Source organism: Amycolatopsis panacis, assembly GCF_003600245.1.
GTDB lineage: Bacteria > Actinomycetota > Actinomycetes > Mycobacteriales > Pseudonocardiaceae > Amycolatopsis > Amycolatopsis sulphurea.
In genome coordinates this window covers 1-18,978 of sequence record NZ_QZFV01000108.1, presented here as the reverse complement: position 1 = coordinate 18,978, position 18,978 = coordinate 1, and the positions used below count along the sequence as shown (strand labels likewise).

The window sequence follows — 18,978 nt, the reverse complement described above, 5'->3', positions numbered from 1 at the left end:
AACCCATCCGAAAGATGATTGTTACGGAGTCCTGCTTCGCGCCCTCGGCTTTCCTGCGGTCGTGGTCGGTCCGGTTGACCTGGTGGCGGGCATCAGATCGGTAAGGATCAGGACACCTTGACGCAGTCGGCACCGTTGTGACGTTCTTCCTCTGCTGTCCGGCGGGCGCCGATCTTACCCAGCGGCATGCCGGTCGCCCGTCCGGGGGACGGCCTCATCCCGCCGTCATCCCGTCCTCACGCAGGACTCAGCCAAACCGAATGCCCGTGGGGCAAGCTTCCGTAGTGATGCGCGAGTGATGCACGGAGACGGCGAATCGCGGCTGGGGAGGCGACTGCGTACTTCCGCCGCACTGCCGTGCGCGTCGTTGTGCAGAAACGCCTTCTGACTCATCGGGGGGAGGGCGAGACAAGACGGGGGATTTTACGATGACGGATGCGGTTGACAGTGCCGCTCGGGACACGATCGCCATTGTCGGTATCGGCTGCCGCCTGCCGGGCGGTGCCTCGGATTACCGGGCCTTCTGGCGCAACCTGGTACAGGGTAAGGACTGCATCACCGCCACGCCGGCCGATCGGTACGACGTGGCCACCTTGGCCAGCGGGGACAAGGACAAACCCGGAAAACTCGTCGGCGGCCGCGGCGGCTACATCGACGGTTTCGACGAGTTCGATCCGGCCTTCTTCGGCATCAGTCCGCGCGAGGCCGAACACATGGACCCGCAGCAGCGCAAACTGCTCGAAGTCGCCTGGGAGGCGATGGAGGACGGCGGCCAGAAGCCGGGGGAATTGGCCGGTTCGGACGTGGGTGTGTTCGTCGGCGCGTTCACCCTGGATTACAAGATCGTGCAGTTCGCCGATCTGAGCTTCCGGACGCTGGCCGCGCACACCGCCACCGGGACCATGATGACGATGGTCTCCAACCGGATTTCCTACTGCTTCGATTTTCGCGGGCCGAGCGTTTCCCTGGACACGGCCTGCAGTTCCTCGCTGGTCGCCGTGCACCTGGCCTGCCAGAGCCTGCAACGCGGCGAAACGAATCTGGCGCTGGCCGGCGGCACCCTGCTGCATTCGGCGCCGCAGTACACCATCGCCGAGACCCGGGGCGGTTTCCTCTCGGCCGAGGGGAAATCGCGTACTTTCGACGCGTCGGCCGACGGATATGTGCGTGCCGAGGGTGTCGGAATAGTGGCGCTCAAGCGTTTGGACGACGCCCTGCGCGACGGTGATCCGGTCCACGCGGTCATCGTCGGGAGCGGCGTCAACCAGGACGGCCACACCAACGGCATCACGGTTCCCAATCCCGACGCCCAGGTTCGCCTGATCGAGCAGGTCTGTGCCGGCGCGGGTATCCGGCCCGGGGCATTGCAGTACATCGAGGCGCACGGCACCTCCACGCCGGTCGGGGATCCGCTGGAGGCCAACGCGCTGGGCAAGGCGCTGGCCGTCGGCCGCGAGCCGGGCAGCCGCTGCTACGTGGGCTCGGTCAAGACCAACATCGGGCACACCGAATCGGCCGCGGGCATCGCCGGGCTGATCAAGACCACGCTGGCGCTGAAGTACCGGCAGATTCCGCCGCACATCAACCTCGACCAGGTCAACCCCGCGATCGACCTGGCCGCGCTGCCCTTCGACATCCCTACCGAACTCACGGCGTGGCCCGAACACGACGGGCCGGCGCTGGCCGGAGTGAACTCCTTCGGCTTCGGCGGCACCAACGCCCACGTCCTGCTGGCCGAGGCGCCGCCACGCGAGCGGCCGGCGCCCGAGTCCCCGGCCACCGCCGAGTACCACGTGCTGCCCTTGACCACGCGCGATCCGGCGGCCCTGGCCGAGATGGCCGAAGGCATCCGGGGTGAACTCGCGGCCGCCGGCGGCACGGCACAGGCGGCGCGCGACATCGGCTACACGCTGGCCCGGCGCCGTCAGCACCTCGAATCGCGTCTGTCTATTGTGTACTCGACGCCCGAGTCGCTGGACGAGCGTCTCGGGGAATTCACGCGCGGCCAAGCTCATCCGCACGCGCTCACCGGGCAGTCCGGCTACCAGCGGCTGGCCTGGGTGTTCACCGGGATGGGGCCGCAGTGGTGGGCGATGGGCCGCCGGCTCTTCGAGAGCGACCCGGTCTACCGGTCGATGATCGAACTTTGTGACCAGGAGATCGGCAAGATCGCCGGATGGTCGCTGATCAAGGAGCTGACCGCGGAGCAGGCCGGCTCGCAGATGAGCGAGACCTGGCTGGCCCAGCCGGCCAACTTCGCCCTGCAGATCGCGCTTGCCGCGATGTGGCGGGCACGCGGGGTGCGGCCGGACGCCATCGTCGGGCACAGCACCGGCGAGATCGCGGCCTTCTACGAGGCCGGGGTCTACACCCTGGAAGACGCGGTCAAGGTCGCCATCCACCGCAGCCGGTTGCAGCAGAAGCTGGTCGGCACCGGCACGATGCTCGCGGTCAGCCTGTCCGAGCCGGAGGCACTGCGCCGGGTGGCGCCCTACGGCGACCGCGCCTCCGTGGCCGCGATCAACAGCCCGACCGCGATCACCCTGGCCGGGGATCGGGACGCGCTGGCCGAGATCGCCGCGGAGCTGACCGAGCAGCAGATCTTCGCCAAGTTCCTCACTGTCGGCGTGCCTTACCACAGCGCGCGGATGGAGATGATCAAGGACGAGCTGCTGACCTCGCTGGCGGGCTTGCGGGCTCGGCCGACTCAGGTGCCGCTCTACCTCACCGCGCGCAAGGCCAACGCGCACGGCACCGAGCTGGATGCCGAGTACTGGTGGGACAACGTCCGGCACAGCGTCTACTTCCACGCCGCCATCGATCGTCTCGCCGACGACGGTCACGACCTGTTCCTGGAGATCGGCCCGCACCCCGTGCTGGCGTACTCGATCAAGGAATGCCTGGCCGCGCGGGAGGCGGACGGCCTGACCGTGCCCTCGATCCGCCGCGAGGAGGACGAGCCCGCGCAGATGGCCATGTCGCTGGCCGCGCTGCACAACCGTGGCGTCGCCATCGACTGGACAACGCAGTACCCGGCAGGCGAGCAGGTGCCGCTGCCCCCGTATCCGTGGAAGCGCGACCGGTACTGGGTGGAGCCCGAGCCGGTGGCCCAGATCCGGCTCGGGCGGCTCGATCACCCGCTGCTGGGCCGCCGCACGGCGGGCGCCGAGCCGGTGTGGGAGGCCCGCTTGGATCTGGAGGCGTTGCCCTACCTGCGTGATCACCGGATCGAGGGCACCGTAGTGTTCCCCGCCGCCGGGTACCTGGAGATGGCCGCACAGGCCGTGCGCGCGCTGACCGGTGCCGTGGGCGCCGGTGTGTCCTTGGCGGACATCGAGCTGCGGAAAGCGTTGGTGCTGCCCGAAGCCGACACCCGCGCGGTGCAGCTGTCCTTCTCCTCGCAGGACGGCACGTTCGGCATCGCCACGGTGGCCGGCGAAGGTCAGGAACCGACCCTGCATGCGACGGGCGCGGTTCGGTCGCAGCAGCGTCGCGAGTTCGGACCGGCCTTGGATCTCGACGGAATTCAGGCCCGCGGTGTGCGGCATCTCGACGGCCCCGGCTGCTACGAGAAGCTGGCCGAGATGGGCTATCACTACGGCCCGGCCTTCCAGGGCATCGACGAGGTGTGGCTGGCTCCTGGCGAGGCATTGGCCCGCATCAGCCCGGCTGCCGCGCTGGGCGACGGCGCGGAGGGCCACCACGTCCACCCGGCCCTGATGGACTCCTGCTTCCAGTCGTTGCTGACCCCGCTGATCCTGGACGAGGATCGGACCGAGGGGATCCGCCTGCCGCTGACGATCGAGGAGATCCGCTTCGAGGACATCGGCGACCAGCCGATCTGGGCGCATGCGACCTTCACCCGGAAGTCCGGCAGTGAAATGACCGGCGACATCGCGGTGTACGCCGCCGATGGGCGGCCTCTGGGCCGGGTCGGCGGGTTCCGCGTCGGTGATGTGGAGAAGGCGTCCATGGCCGTCGGACTCGGCACCATCGACGGCTGGCTGGCCGGCATGACCTGGGACGAGCTGCCCCAGCTGGAGACCGCGACCGTCGGCCGGAACCTGCTGATTCTCGCCGACGAGCAAGGGCTCGGCAACGAACTGGCCGCGCTGGCCACCGAAGCGGGCGGCACCTGCCACCTGGTGCGCCAGGGCAGCTGCTACCGAAGCGGCCTCGGCGAGTCCTCCGTGGTGCCAGGCTCCGCCGAGGACCTGGGCCGGCTGCTCACCGACCTGGCTGCGGAAGGCACCCGGTTCGACGCGATCGTGCACCTGTGGCATCTGGACCTGCCGACCGTCGACGAGGTCGTCGTGGATCGGTTCGGCGAGTACGGCACGGTGGGTGGCTATTCACTGATCGCGCTGGCCCAGGCGGTCTTGAACAGCAAGGCCGCGGGCAAGCTGTACGTCGTCACCCGGGGCACCCAGGCGGTGGTGGCCGAGGACGCCGTCGAGCCGCTGGCCGCGCCCGCGTGGGGCATCGGCCGTGTGCTGTGGAACCAGGAGCTGGCCGGCAACCGCGGCAAACTGATCGACCTCGATCCGGCCGTCACCGGCCGTCACCGGGACGACGCACGGTCGCTGTTGCGGGAGATCGCTGCCGAGGACGGCGAGGACGAGATCGCCTTGCGCGGCGATGCCCGGTTCACCAGCAGGCTGCGTCAGGTCACCGAGCTGACCCGCCCGTTGCCGCCCAGGCTGCGCGCCGACGGCAGTTACCTGGTCACCGGTGCGTTCGGCGCGCTCGGCAAGCTGTTGTGCCGCACGCTGGTCAAGCGCGGCGCCCGCAGGCTGATCCTGATGGGACGCAGCAGGATGCCCGAGCGAGACCAGTGGCCGGGCCTTGACCCGGACACCCCGCTGGGCCGCAACGCAGCGTTCGTGCGGGAGCTGGAGGCGCTGGGGGCGCATCCGATCCTGGCGCCGCTGGACATCACCGACGAGCCGGCCCTGACCGCTTGGCTGGCCGGCTATCGGCGCGCGGGCTGCCCGCCGATCCGGGGCGTGTTCCACCTCGCCGGTCACGTCCGGGACACCCTGATCGCCGAGATGGACCGCGACGTGTACGACTCGGTCCACGACCCCAAGGCGATCGGCGCCTACCTGCTGCACCACCACCTGAGTGCGGAACCGCTGGACCACTTCGTCCTGTTCGCCTCGATCGCCTCGCTGGTCACCACGGCCGGCCAGGCGAACTACGCGGCGGGCAACGCTTTCCTGGACGCGCTGGCACACCACCGCCGCGCCCGCGGCCTGCCCGCGCTGAGCCTGGATTGGGGGCCGTGGGCCACCGGCATGATCTCCGAACTCGGGCTGATCGAGCATTACCGCAACAGCCGGGGAATGACCTCGCTGTCCCCGGACGCGGGCATGGCGGTGCTGGAGCGGGTCCTCGGACAGGATCACGCCCAGTTGCTGATCGCGACCGTCGTCGACTGGCCGGTCTTCCTCGCCTGGTACCCCGAGCCGCCCACGCTGGTCACCGAACTGGCCGCGGCCGCAGGCAGCGCGGAAAGCGCCGAGGGCGGCAGTCTGCTCGAAGAATTCGCGGCCGTCGGCGAAGAACGGCGCGGGGAACTGGTGACCGGGCACCTCACCGCGCTGGTCGCGGACGTGCTGCGGGTACCCGCCGAACAGGTCGATCTCGCACAGAATCTGCTTGCCCTGGGGCTGGATTCGCTGCTGGCGATGGAACTGCGGGCCCGCATCCACACCGAGCTGAAGACCGCACTGCCCGTGGTCACACTGCTCGGCGGCACGCCGATCGGCGACCTGGTCGCCCACATCTGTGACAGCCTGGCCACCCTCGTCTCGGCCGAGGGCGAGGGGACGGGTGGCAACGCGGTCGAGATCTTCGAGGACGAGACCGCGTACCCGCTGACCCAGAACCAGAAGGCGCTGTGGTTTCTCAAGCAGCTGCACCCCGACGGCTTCGCCTACAACATCGGCGGCGCGGTGGAGGTCCGGGTCGAACTCGACCCCGAGCTGATGTTCGAGGCCTACCGCGCGCTGGTCGAACGGCATCCCAGCCTGCGGGCCACTTTCACGCACGAGCGGGGACGGCCGGTCCAGCGGATCTCCGCCGAGGCCAACGCCGACGTGGCTCTGTTCGACGTGCAGGACCGCGACTGGGACGAGATCTACCGGATGATCATCGCCGAGTACCGGGCGCCGTATGACCTGGAACGGGATCCGCTGATCCGGTTCCGGCTGTTCAAGCGGGGCGCGGACCGCTGGGTGATCGTCAAGGCGGTGCACCATGTCATCTCCGACGCGATCTCCACGTTCACCTTCATCGAGGAGCTGCTGGAGATCTACGAAGGCCTGCGCCAGGGCCGCCGGGTGCAGCTGCCGCCGGTGACCGCGCGCTACCTGGACTTCCTGAACTGGCAGAACAGGTTCCTGGCCTCCCCGGAGGCGGACCGGATGCTCGGCTACTGGCGGGATCACCTGCCGGCCGAGGTGCCCATGCTGGCCCTGCCCACGGACAAGCCGAGGCCCGCGGTGCAGAGCCACAACGGCGCATCGGAGTTCTTCGCACTGGACACCGACCTGAGCGCCAGGGTGCACGCCATGGCACAGGAGCACAACACCACGGTGTTCGTGGTCCTGATGGCGGCCTATTACCTGCTGCTGCACCGTTATTCGGGCCAGGACGACGTGATCGTCGGCAGCCCGGTGACCGGGCGCACCCAGGAGGAGTTCGCCTCGGTCTACGGCTACTTCGTCAACCCGCTGCCGTTGCGGGTCGACCTGGCCGGGGATCCCACGGTGGCCGAGCTGCTGGATCAGGTGCGCACGACTGTCCTCAATGGACTGGACAACCAGGAGTACCCGTTCGTGCTGCTGGTGGACAAGCTCGGCCTGCAGCACGATCCCAGCCGGTCGGCGGTGTTCCAGGCCATGTTCATCCTGCTGCACCACCGGGTGGCCACCGAGAAGTACGGCTACCGGCTGGACTACATCGAGCTGCCCGAGGAAGAGGGCCAGTTCGACCTGACCCTGTCGGTGTACGAGGACGAGGCGGCGGGGCGCTTCCGCTGTGTGTTCAAGTACAACACCGACCTGTTCTTCCCCGAGACGATGAGCCGCATCGCCGGCCACTACACGACCCTGCTCGGCGCACTGACCAGCGCGGACGCCACAGCGCCCGCCAAGCGGACCGAGCTGCTCACCGCAGGGGAACGACAGCGCATCCTGCGGCAGTGGAGCGGCGCCCGCGAAGGCGTCGAAACCGCTGTCCCGGTGCATGAGCTGATCGGCCGGGCCGCCGTCGAGCATCCGGAGGCCGTCGCGGTGTCGGCGCCTGCAGAGTCGGGACCGGCTCGGCGGCTGACCTACGCCGAACTCGACCGGCGTTCCCGGGAACTGGCCGGGAAGCTGCGTGGCCTCGGCGTCGGCGCGGGCTCCCTGGTGGGGTTGTTCCTGGACAAGACGCCGGATCTGGTCGTCGCGGTGCTGGCTGTGCTGCGGGCGGGCGGGGCCTACCTGCCGCTGGATCCGGGATACCCGGCCGAACGGCTGTCCTACATGACCGGCCACGCCGGCGCCCGGATCGTCCTGGCCGACCGGCCTGCCCCGGCCGGGCTGGCCGAACGGGTGGTGACCCTGGCGGAACTGGCCGCTTCGGACGTCCCGCCGGCCGACCTTCCGTCCACTGTGGATCCGGCTGATCCAGCGTACGTCATCTACACCTCCGGGTCCACCGGTGAGCCGAAAGCGGTCGAGGTCGGCCATCACAACCTGGCCACGGCCTACCAGGCGTGGCGCCGGGAGTACCGGCTGGACACCGATGCCCGGGTGCACCTGCAGATGGCCAGCTTCTCCTTCGACGTGTTCACCGGCGACCTGGTCCGGGCGCTGTGCTCCGGCGGCACTCTGGTGCTCATCGGCCGGGAGCTGTTGTTCAACACCGCGCTGCTGTATCGCACGATGCTGGACGAGCGGGTCGACTGCGGCGAGTTCGTGCCGGCCGTGGTCCGCGGCCTGATGAGCTACTGCGAGCGTGAGGACAAGCGCCTGGACTTCCTGCGCCTGCTCGTCGTGGGCTCCGATGCGTGGAAGGTGGCGGAATACCGGCGGTTGCGCGCGCTGGCCGGCGAGCAGACCAGGGTGATCAACTCCTACGGCCTGTCCGAGGCCACCATCGACAGCTCCTACTTCGAGGGGACGGCCGAGGATCTCGACCCGGCCATGATGGTGCCGATCGGGCAACCGCTGCCGGGCAGTGCGCTGTACGTGCTCGACGAGCGCGGCGAACCCGTGCCGCCGGGTGTCTCCGGTGAGCTGTGGATCGGCGGCGACGGCGTGGCCACCGGCTACGTCGACGACCCGGAGCTGACCGCGCAGCGCTTCGTCACCCGGTCTCTGGACGGCGAGCAGGTGCGGCTCTACCGCACCGGCGACCTGGCGCGCTGGGATTCCGAGGGTGCCGTTCACCTGCTGGGCCGGGCCGATGCCCAGATCAAGGTGCGTGGCCACCGCATCGAGATCGGCGAGATCGAGACCAGGCTGGCCACTTGGCCGCAGCTGGCGCAAGCCGTGGTCACGACGCGCATCGACGACGGGGACACCGTGCTGTGTGCCTACTGCGTGCCGGTGCCCGGGACCGAGCTGGACCGGCATGGGCTGCGCGGTCATCTGACCGAGAGCCTGCCGACCTTCATGATCCCGTCGCACTTCGTCGAGCTGGCCGAACTGCCGCTGACCCCCAACGGCAAGGTCGACCTGGCCGCCCTGCCCACCCCGGACGGGGGAGCGGGCGAGCCGGCGCACGAGCCGCCGGTCACCCTCTACGAACAGCGGATGGCCGAGCACTGGTGCGGGCTGCTCGGCCTGGAGCGGGCCGGGCGGCAGCAGGACTTCTTCGCCTCGGGCGGCAGCTCGATCAAGCTGATCGAGCTGATCTACCACCTGCAGAAGGAATTCAACGTCACCATCCCGGTCAGCGCGCTGTTCAAGGTCACCACCCTGCACGGCATGGCCAAGACCCTGGAGAACAGCGTCCTGGGCCGGATCGGCAGCGCCGAGCCGTACCTGCGGTTCAACCCCGAGGGGCCGGAGACGGTGTTCTGCTTCCCGCCCGCGGGTGGGCACGGCCTTGTGTACCGGCAGTTCGCCACGCACCTGCCAGAGCGGCACTTCGTGGCGTTCAACTACCTCGTCGGCGCCGACAAGGTGGCCCGCTACGCCGATCTGGTCGAGTCCTTGCAAGCAGAGGGTGCCTGCACAGTGCTCGGGTACTCGCTCGGCGGCAACCTCGCCTTCGAGGTAGCCAAGGAACTGGAGCGGCGCGGACGCGAGGTGACGCACGTGATCGTCATGGACTCCTACCGCGTGCCGGAGCGGTTCGTGCTCCGCAAGGAGCACTGGGAGACCTTCGAACGAGAACTCAGTGAACACCTGCGCAGGCACACCGGCTCGGAGATCGTCGCGACGGAAACGGCCAACCAGGCCAAGGAGTACCTGGAATTCTCCAGCCGTACGCCGAACACCGGCGTGACCACGGCTCCGGTCACGGTCGTCTCCGACCAGTACAAGGTGGCGCTGTACGGGAGGGAGGCCGGCGGCACCTGGTACGGCTCGTCCACCACGAGCAACTCCGTGTTGCGCGGGTTCGGTGAACACGCCGAGATGTTCGACGAGGACTACATCGGCGACAACGCCAACCTGATCCGCGCAGTACTGGCCGGGGATCCGTCGCGGGGCGAACCACCGGCCCCGAGGACGCCCGTTACGGCCCGGCTCACCAGTTCTTCGGAGGTGACCGCGTCATGACCTCGTCCGAATCGGCCGCGCGAGTGATGCGGGACTACCCGTTCCCGGACCGGACGGGACCCGAGCTGGACGCGACCTACGCCTACCTGCGTGAGCACGAACCGGTGTCCCGGGTGCAGCTGCCCTACGGCGGCTGGGCCTGGCTGGTCACCCGGTACGCCGACGTGCGCAAGGTGCTCTCCGATGCGCGCCTGAGCCGGGAGGCCACGGTGGGCCGCGACGTGCCCCGGCCGCACCAGACGCTCATCCAGGCCGGGCTTCTGTCCACAATGGATGGACCGGAACACGCCCGGCTGCACCGGCTGACGCTGCGGACGTTCACCCCGCGCCGGATCGCCGAACTGCGGCCGCGGCTGGACGAACTCGCCTGGCAGCTCGTCGACGGCCTCGTGGCGCACGGTGCGCCCGCGGACTTCATCGAACTCCTCGCCCGGCCGATGCCGATCACGGTGGTCCGGGAGATGTTCGGGATCCCCTATGCGGACCGGGAGATCATCCAGCGGCTCGGCGGCGTGCTGATGGCCAATTCGGCGTATGGCATGGAGGAACTGCGGGCCGCGTGGGAGGAGTTCCGCCGCTACATGGCCGGGGTCGTGGCCCAGCGCCGGAAGCAGCCGGCCGGGGATCTGCTCAGCGCCATGGTGCAGGCCAGGGACGCCGACGACCGGCTGTCCGAGCCGGAGCTGGTCGACCTGGCGGTGACCATCGTGCTGGCGGGGTACGAGACCACCGCCAATCAGCTCGCCAACTACACCTACCTCCTGCTCAGCGACCGGGCCCGTTACGAACTGCTGGTCGCCGACCCGGATCGGGTGCCCGACGCGGTCGAGGAACTGCTGCGCTTCACGCCGATCCGCAACACGGCCGAGAATCCGCTGATCGCGCTGGAGGACCTGGAGGTCAACGGCACGGTGATCCGTGCGGGCGAGTCGGTGATCGCCTCCATCGCCTCGGCCAACCGGGACCGGGCGCTGACCGCGGACGGGGACCGGCTGGACCTGGCCAGAACGCCCACGCAGCACCTGGCCTTCAGCCACGGGATGCACTACTGCCTCGGTGCCCACCTGGCCAGGCTGGAACTGCAGGCCGTGCTGACGGCACTGGTGACCCGCCTGCCGGGGCTGCGGCTTGCGGTGCCCGAGCAGGAGCTGATCTGGGAGCCGGAAGTGGTCATGCGCCGGCTGGAACGGCTGCCGGTGCGGTGGTGAACGCATTCGGACGCCGAGCGCAGGCGAAAACGACATGGTGGCTGGAGGATCGGCGATGCCGGTGAAGTACGAACCGGACTGGACCACACGCGACCCGCGCCCTGGTGGGAGACCGAGGGTCATCATCATCGGCGGTGGCGTGTCCGGGATGTCCACCGGCTGCTACGCGCAGATGAGCGGCATGGACACCCGCATCTTCGAAAAGCACGTGCTGCCCGGCGGCTGCTGCACGGCGTGGTCGCGCGAAGGCTACATTTTCGACTACTGCATCGAGTGGCTGATCGGGACCGCGCCCGGCAACGACGCCAACCAGGTCTGGCGGGAACTGGGCGCGCTGGACGGCAAGACCGTCCGGGACTTCGAGATGTTCAACAAGGTCGTCGGCACCGACGGCCGGTCGGTGACCTTCTACAACGACCCCGACCGGCTGCAGCGGCACCTGCTGGAGATCTCCCCGGCGGATGCGAAGCTGATCAAGGCGTTCTGCCGGGACCTGCGGCGGTTCATCGCGATCGAGCTCTACCCGTTTCTCACGCCACCGCCGCTGCAGCCGCTGCGGGAGAAGCTGCGCACGCTGCGGACCGTGTTGCCGGCGTTCCGCCTGTTCTGGCGCACGGCCGCGACGCAAATGCACACCTTCGCCGACCGGTTCACCGATCCGTTGCTGCGCAAGGCGTTCCGCAACATCTTCTTCCAGGACCCGCAGGGCTTTCCGATGCTGCCGTTCCTGTTCAACATGGCCGGCGCCTACCACGGCAACGCGGGATTCCCGCAGGGCGGTTCGCTCGGGCTGGCCCGCTCCATCGAAGAGCGGTACACCTCACTCGGCGGCGTGATCAACTACCGGGCGCGAGCCGAACGCGTACTGGTCGAAAACGGCCGCGCCGTCGGCGTCGAGATGCGCAACGGGGAGCGGCACTATGCCGACCATGTCGTGTCCGCTTGCGACGGCTACACCACGATCTACGGGCTGCTCGAAGGGAAGTACACCAACCCGACGATCGACAAGCTCTACGACGATCTGCTGACCAAGCCGGGCAATCTGTTTCCCGCCGTGTTCTCCGTCTTCGTGGGTATCGACGGCGACCTGGACTCGGACGGCGCGCACAGCACCACCTACCTGCTCGGCTCCGACGAGGCCGCCGAGCTGCCGGGCGCCTTGCAGAACAGCCTGGTGGTGCAGCTGCGCTCGCAGTACTCCGACGGGTTCGCCCCGCCGGGCAAATCGGTGTTGCACTGCACGTACTTCAGCGATTTCGAGTACTGGCAGAAGCTGCGGGCCGCCGATCGCAAGGATTACCGGAGCCGCAAACACGCGGCGGGCGAGTTCGTGCGGAGGTTCCTGGAGCGGCGCTACCCGGGAATCGGCGAGCGGATCGAACTGGTGGACGTGGCCACCCCGGCGACGACGAAGCGCTACACCGGCAACTTCAACGGCAGCATCCTGGCCTGGAAAGCGTTCTCCGACGCCGAAGACGTGGTGACCAAACTGACCAACAAGGACCGGATGCAGCTGCCCGGCCTCTCCGGCTTCTCCATGGCCGGGCAATGGGTGTCGATGGGCGGGCTGATCCGGGCCGCCTCCTCCGGCCGGTTTCTCGCCCAGTTCCTGTGCCAGGAGCTGGGCGTGCGGTTCCGGGCGTGGGAGAGCGGGGGAACCGAGCCCTGGCATCGCGACCGGCTGGGCTACCTGCCCCAGCTGGACGCGCGGCCCGTGCGCCTGGGGAGTGCCGAATGAACGACGACCGGAAGTCGATGATCATCATCGGCGGCGGGCTGGGCGGGCTGTCCACCGGCTGCTACGCGCGGATGAACGGGTACCGGACCCGAATCCTGGAGATGCACGAGATCCCGGGCGGCTGCTGCACCGCCTGGGACAAGGGCGACTACACCCTGGACTGCTGCATCAGCTGGCTGCTGGGCAACGGCCCCGGCAACGAGATGCATCAGATCTGGCTGGAGCTGGGTGCCTTGCAGGGCAAGCAGATGCGGCACTTCGACGTGTTCAACGTCGTGCGCGGCCGCGACGGCCGGGCGGTCTATTTCTACTCCGATCCCGACCGGTTGCAGGCCCACCTGCTGGAGATCTCGCCCGCCGACGCGAAACTGATCCGGGACTTCTGCAACGGGCTGCGCAAATTCCGCAAGCTGCTCGCCGTTTACCCGTTCCTCAAGCCGGTCGGGCTCATGGGCCGGTGGGAACGCTGGCGGATGCTGGCCTCCTTCGCGCCGTACTTCAACGTCATCCGCAAGTCGATCACCACCCTGATGACCGACTATTCGGCGCGGTTCACCCACCCACTGCTGCGGGAGGCGTTCAACTTCGTGCTGTACGAGAAGCACAAGAACTTCCCGGTGCTGCCGTTCTACTTCCAGCTCGCCTCGCACGCCAACCTGTCCGCGGGCGTGCCGGAGGGCGGTTCGCTCGGCCTGTCCCGCTCGATCGAACAACGCTATCTGCGCCTCGGCGGGCAGATCGACTACAACACCAAGGTCGAGGAGATCCTGGTCGAGGACGATCGCGCGGTCGGGGTGCGGTTGAGCGACGGGCAGGAGCTCCGCTCGGACATCGTGGTCTCCGCGGCCGACGGCCCGACCACGGTGATGAAGTTCCTCAAGGGCCGCTACCTCAACGAAGACTACCGACGGCTCTACACCGAGACGATCGGGGAGCCGGGCATGGTGTTCCCCGGCTACTTCATCCTTTTCCTCGCCCTGAAAAAGACCTTTCCCGGCGTCGACCCCTGCACCACCTACCTGCTGACCGAAGACGAGGCCGCCGAGATGATCGGCATCCGGCACCCGAGCATCAACGTGCAGTTCCGCAGCCTGCACTATCCGGAGCTGTCGCCGGAGGGCACCACGATCGTCTACGCCACCTACTTCTGCGACATCGCGCCGTGGCGGGAGCTGGACGAAGGCCCGGAGCAGGTCACCCGGGTCCGCGCCGGCGAGAAGCTGCACACGCTGCCGGTGCGGCACGGCCGGGCCTATTCCCAGGGCAAACGCCAGGTGCGGGAGGCGATGCTGAACTTCCTGGAACAACGGTTCCCCGGCCTGCGGGACGCCGTGGTGGTCCGCGACACCTCCACCCCGCTGACCCAGGTCCGCTACACCGGCAACCACGACGGCACCGTGCTGGGCTGGCAGCCGTTCGTGGAAAGCGGGGAAAAGCTGGAGGAACTGGTCAAGAAACACGGGCCCGGGCTGCCGGGGCTGGCCGGTTTCTACCAGTCCGGGGTGTGGGCGACCACCGGCGGCCTGATCCGCGCCGCCGCCTCCGGCCGTCAGGTCATGCAGTTCGTCTGCCGCGACGACGGCAAGGAATTCACCGCGAGCATCGACGAGACGGCACCACCGCCCACGCACGTCGTCATCCCAGTGGGCACAGCGCCGGTGCCGGGGCACGAGCCCGAGCACAGCAGGACGTTCGAATCGCTTTGACCGGAAGCCACGCTCAGGCAGAAATGGGAAACAAATCGTGAAAATCGAGAAGTGGGTCGTGCGCGAGCACATCGAAGGCGTTCCCGACATCGACCGGATGTACGAGAAGGTCGCCGAGGACATCGACACCGATCTCGCCGATGACCAGATGCTGCTGCGCACCCGGTATGTGGCGGCCGACATGTACCTCCACGGGATCTCGCTGGACACCCCGCTCGGCGACCACGTCGGCGGCGCTTCGGTCATGGAGGTGCTGGAGGCCGGGCCGCGGGCCGCCTTCCGGCCGGGTGACCTCGTGCACGGCTTCGGCGGCTGGCGCAGCCACCTGGTCGGCACCGGGGCGGCCGAACTCTGGCAGACCGGCACGTTCCCGATGGTGTTCCCGGCTTTTCACCGGCTCGATCCCGGCGACTACGACGAGAAGCTGCCGGTGTCCACGGCCCTGAGCATCATGGGCGGACCCGGCCTGACGGCTTGGGGCGTACTGAACAGGTTCATGACCGTGGAACCCGGGCACACCATGGTGATCAGCGGGGCGACCGGCATCGTGGGCACCTTGGCCGGCCAGCTGGCCAAGCGCGCGGGCGCGCGGGTGATCGGCACGACCGGTTCCCCGGAGAAGGCCGATCGCCTGCGCGAGCTGGGTTTCGACGAAGTCGTGCACTACCGCCACGGCGATGACGCGGAGACGATCGGCGATGCCCTGCGCAAGGCCGCGCCCGAGGGCGTCGACCGGTACCTGGATCACCTGGGCGGCAACATCACCGACGCAGTGTTCACCCTGCTCAACATCGACAGCCAGGTCGCGGTGTGCTGGCAGCTGGCGACCCAGGTCGGCCAGGACTACGCCGGCCCGCGGCTGCTGCCCTACATCATGTTCCCGCGCACCACGATCCGCGGCATCTTCTCGCTGGAGTGGTTCAGCGAAGAGAACTGGGCAGCGTTGCATCGTGAGGTCGGCGGTCTGGTCCGAGCCGGCGAGATCGCCTACGACCAGACCGTGCACCACGGCATCGACAGCTTCCCCGCCGCGTACCGCAGCCTCTACACGGACAGATCCGGCAGCCGTGGCAAAGTGATCGTCGAGTTGTGAGCGGGCGCTAGGAACGACCTTCCGCGAACCGCGATTCCGGCCGTGCAAGACCGTATCCGGCGACGGCCGGCCTGCCCCTGCGGCCACTACCTGCCCTCAGTCGTTTTCCCCGATTACAGGAGCTTTTTTTCATGCAAGACGTCACTTCCACGCTCGACCGGTCCGCTGCGGGCGAGGACGAGGTCATGTTCGACATCGTGTCCTCGCCCGCCCCGCCCCGTTCGGACATCCTCCGGCTCGCCGCGGGCACGCTCGCCGCGATCCGGATCCCCGGCATGCTGAGCCCGCAGCGATGCACCGAGGTGATGGTCGAGCTGGCCAACTGCGAGTTCGACCATTACGACCCCGCCCAGGTCTTCCCGCCGGTGGCCAAGTTCGGCATCGGCATCTCGGATTTCTACAGCGCGGACGGGCTGCGCCAGGAATACTGGGCCGAGGCCGAACAGGCCGCCAAGAACTGGCAGGCCCTGTTCACTGACGACGATCCGGTGCAGGCCGTCCTCGACCAGCTCGCCCGGAGCTGGGACGGCCCGGTCAGCCGCGCCACGATCGACGGACAGGAGTGTTTCGTCGGCGTCGTCCGCCAGCTGACCGGCGGTTCCCGCATCCACTACGACGAGATCGCCCGCGATTACCCCTACCTGTTCGACACCCCGCCGATCGTGCAGTTCGGCTTCAACTGCTACCTCGCGGTGCCCGAATCCGGCGGCGAACTCACGGTGCACCGCCGGCGCTGGCTCCCCCGCGACGAAGACCACCGCGACGGCTATGGCTGGGCGCCACGCGTGGTCGCCGGCGAACCACACGTCACCCTGCACCCGGAGGTGGGGGAGGGCATCTTCTTCGACTCCCGCAACTACCACCGCATCGGCGCCAACACCGCCGGCCGCCGCGTCGCGCTCGGCTTCTTCATGGGGGTTACTGCGGAGAACCGGCTCATCCTCTGGTCCTGAGGAGTCTCGACACTGATGCCCGGGTGGCGGTGCCACCCGGGCATCAGTGCGTGCGCAGGACGCGACTCCGTGCACCGGATCTGCCGAATCTCCATACCCACCACTTGATCCGGGCCTCGGGCTTCAGCGCGGTGCAGCGTCAGGCGCCTGCGTCGTCTGCTGCTTGAAGGCTTCGCGGGCAACCGGGTGGTCGTCCGGGAGGATGACCGCTTTGTGTTCCTCTTGGGCGAGTGCGACGGCGTCGCCGGCCGAGGTGCCGTGCCGCGCGAAGACCATCCGAACGCGGCCGTCTCCCTGCCCCCGGGGTGAAACGGGCGTCACCGCGACGTGCGTGCCGTCATCGAGCGTGACCCACAACGGAAAGTCGTCGTAGCGGATGAAGTCGCCGGCCTTGACCGGTAGCGGGTAGTGATGCTCGCCCGCGGCCGCGGGCAGGATGCCTTGGTGGTCGGTCCGGCTCAACGGCACGCAGCTGTTGAACAGTGAGTCGGTGTACCGGGCGACATCGTCGGCGGTCTTGATCGGGGTGGACAGGATGTCCGGCGCGTCGGCGTAGCCCAGTTTCTCCAGCGCGGGCAGCGTGTCAGGGAACGCCCGCACCAACGTCGCGGCGTCCTGCCGGAGACGGTCGACCTTCACCGGATCCGCGCAGAATTGCATGCTCCACTCGATTCCGGCGCGCGCCAGGAATATCCGCCAGCCGTCGTGGCCGCGCACCCACAGGCTGCCGCCGTGGTGCATCTCCCACGGCGCCGGACCGTACGGGAGTCCGTCGGCGGGGAACGTGGCGAGGATCTTCTTCGCGGTGCGCTTGGCGGCGGTGAACCACCGTGAGTCCGCGCGTTGGGGATGATCGGCGACGAACACGCTCCAGGGATGCGTTTCCGTGGGCGTGGTGTGCGTGCCGGCTGCCTTCGGTGGTGCCATGGCCGCGCCCCCTTCACTTACTCACCATGCAGGAGCGTTACTTCGCAGACTGACGCCCGCAGCGGCGAGCTACCGCTGATCGGGTCGCTGGGTTCCTGGGGCAGGACGAGGTTGAGGTTGGCGCTGCCGGGCCCGTAGGGCGGGTATCCGGCCAGGCCGAGTTCGGGGCAGGCCTGCCACCAGCCGTGCTGGCCGCATACCACCGACGGGTCCAGGTTGGCGTTGAGTTTGGCCCGGGCGCGGACGGCGCCGGTCGGCGTCGCGATGCTGACCCACTCGCCTGCGGCGATGCTGCGGGCGAGTGCGGTGTCCGGATGGATCTCGACCTGTGGGTCCGGGGCGGATTTGCGGAGGCCGGCGATGCCGCGATCCTGGGACTCGCAGAACCACAGCGACTTCGCGCAGGTGAGAATGAGCGGGAATCGCCCGGCGAGGTCGGGACGGGATCGCGGGCTGGTCTCCGGCTCGGCGAAGGCCGGCAACGGTGGCTGGCCGGCGGCGTGGAGGGTTTCGGAGTACAACTCGATTTTGCGGGTCGGGGCCCGGAACCCACCGGTTTCGCGGTACTTGCGGTAGCCGGTGATCAGCGGGACACGGACCCCTGCCGGGTTGTCGCGCAGCTGCTCCAGGGTGATACCGCTCGGTTCGAGCTGGTGGCGGAACGCGGCGTCGATGTCGCCGCCGAAGAACTGCTCGCCGAGTCCGAGGCGTTCGGCCAGCGCGAAGATGATCTGCAGATCGGACCGGGCTTCGCCGCGTGGTGCCGCGACCGGGGTGCGCAACTGGACCAGCGACTGGGCGTCCTGGCTGGTCTCGAACCCGATCCGCAGTGCTTCGGCCTCGAACGCGCTGGTCACCGGTAGGACGATGTCGGCGAGTTCGGCGGTCGGGTTCATGAACAGGTCCGCGTGGACGACGAAGTCGATGGCGGCCAGGGCGTCCCGGCCACGGGCGCTGTCACCGTGCGCCATCACGAGGTTCGCGCCGAACGTCACCAGGGCGTGAACCTGCCCGGCGAGTGCTGCGCGGTAGAGATCCGAGCCGGTCACGAAGCCGAATCGGGCCGGCCCCAACGGGCGGTCGGCGGCTCCGATGGTGCCGGCGTCGCCCTCTGGAGCGACCATCGGTGCTGCCGGATTGGCTGGCACGGACGCGAACAGGACGTTGCCGCCCGGCGCGTCGAGGCAGCCTGTCAGTGCGTACAGCACGTCGATCGCGCGCACGGCCTGGGTTGCGTTGCTGTGCTGCTCCAGCCCGCTCCAGGTGTAAAAGGCGACCGGGCGCGACTCCCACAGGGTCCGGGCCGCGGCCTCGGCCTGCGCCGCGGGCACGCCCGTGATGGGCTCTGCGATGTCCGGCGCCATGCGGGCGCATTCCTGGGCCAGAACGGCGAAGACCGGGCGACACGCGAGCGGTCCGTCCGCTGCCTGCACCTCATGCGATCCGCTTAGACCGTGTCTCATTTGGTTGTGTTGCCAAGTAGGCGATATCGTTGATCAACGATGAGCGATGTGGAGAAGTGGTGTCCGGAGCCGTTGTGGCTGCTGGCGTATCCGTTGTTGCCCGATGCGCCG

At 68.6% G+C, this 18,978-nt stretch carries 8 protein-coding genes; 6 read left to right on the top strand and 2 right to left on the bottom strand.

Going from position 1 to position 18,978, the window contains the following annotated elements:
- Positions 1-428: 428 nt before the first annotated feature.
- From D5S19_RS23125 to D5S19_RS23100, 6 genes are all read left to right on the top strand, one after another.
- Positions 429-9,779: a non-ribosomal peptide synthetase/type I polyketide synthase gene (locus D5S19_RS23125; RefSeq protein WP_120025505.1), complete on the top strand. Its 9,351-nt coding sequence runs from the start codon at positions 429-431 to the stop codon at positions 9,777-9,779.
- A complete protein-coding gene (locus D5S19_RS23120) occupies positions 9,776-10,987 on the top strand; it encodes a cytochrome P450 (protein ID WP_120025504.1) in 1,212 nt (403 codons plus the stop codon). Before D5S19_RS23125 ends, D5S19_RS23120 begins: the two co-directional genes overlap by 4 nt.
- A gap of 55 nt (positions 10,988-11,042) precedes the next feature.
- A complete protein-coding gene (locus tag D5S19_RS23115) occupies positions 11,043-12,725 on the top strand; it encodes a phytoene desaturase family protein (protein WP_120025503.1) in 1,683 nt (560 codons plus the stop codon).
- The gene (locus D5S19_RS23110) at positions 12,722-14,431 is read left to right on the top strand and encodes a phytoene desaturase family protein (RefSeq protein ID WP_120025502.1); all 1,710 of its coding nucleotides are present in this window, start codon (positions 12,722-12,724) and stop codon (positions 14,429-14,431) included. The genes D5S19_RS23115 and D5S19_RS23110 overlap by 4 nt, the downstream gene beginning before the upstream one ends.
- A 37-nt stretch (positions 14,432-14,468) precedes the next feature.
- Positions 14,469-15,524, top strand: a complete 1,056-nt coding sequence (locus D5S19_RS23105) for an MDR family NADP-dependent oxidoreductase (protein ID WP_120025501.1) — start codon at positions 14,469-14,471, stop codon at positions 15,522-15,524.
- A 131-nt stretch (positions 15,525-15,655) separates the two neighbouring features.
- Positions 15,656-16,477: a 2OG-Fe(II)-dependent halogenase WelO5 family protein gene (locus D5S19_RS23100; RefSeq protein WP_120025500.1), complete on the top strand. Its 822-nt coding sequence runs from the start codon at positions 15,656-15,658 to the stop codon at positions 16,475-16,477.
- A gap of 123 nt (positions 16,478-16,600) precedes the next feature.
- Here D5S19_RS23100 and D5S19_RS23095 read toward each other — a convergent pair whose 3' ends face one another.
- Both D5S19_RS23095 and D5S19_RS23090 read right to left on the bottom strand, forming a co-directional pair.
- Positions 16,601-17,404, bottom strand: coding sequence for a DUF6424 family protein (locus tag D5S19_RS23095; protein ID WP_147397493.1), 804 nt, complete (start codon positions 17,402-17,404; stop codon positions 16,601-16,603).
- Between the two features lie 17 nt (positions 17,405-17,421).
- The gene (locus tag D5S19_RS23090) at positions 17,422-18,768 is read right to left on the bottom strand and encodes a molybdopterin-containing oxidoreductase family protein (protein ID WP_233574106.1); all 1,347 of its coding nucleotides are present in this window, start codon (positions 18,766-18,768) and stop codon (positions 17,422-17,424) included.
- Between the last annotated feature and the right edge of the window lie 210 nt (positions 18,769-18,978).

Excerpts from the sequence above, each read along its gene's own strand:
- D5S19_RS23125 (WP_120025505.1), top strand. The coding sequence starts at position 429 with ATGACGGATGCGGTTGACAGTGCCGCTCGGGACACGATCGCCATTGTC.
- D5S19_RS23120 (WP_120025504.1), top strand. The coding sequence starts at position 9,776 with ATGACCTCGTCCGAATCGGCCGCGCGAGTGATGCGGGACTACCCGTTC.
- D5S19_RS23115 (WP_120025503.1), top strand. The coding sequence starts at position 11,043 with ATGCCGGTGAAGTACGAACCGGACTGGACCACACGCGACCCGCGCCCT.
- D5S19_RS23110 (WP_120025502.1), top strand. The coding sequence starts at position 12,722 with ATGAACGACGACCGGAAGTCGATGATCATCATCGGCGGCGGGCTGGGC.
- D5S19_RS23100 (WP_120025500.1), top strand. The coding sequence starts at position 15,656 with ATGCAAGACGTCACTTCCACGCTCGACCGGTCCGCTGCGGGCGAGGAC.
- D5S19_RS23095 (WP_147397493.1), bottom strand. The coding sequence starts at position 17,404 with ATGGCACCACCGAAGGCAGCCGGCACGCACACCACGCCCACGGAAACG.
- D5S19_RS23090 (WP_233574106.1), bottom strand. The coding sequence starts at position 18,768 with ATGGCGCCGGACATCGCAGAGCCCATCACGGGCGTGCCCGCGGCGCAG.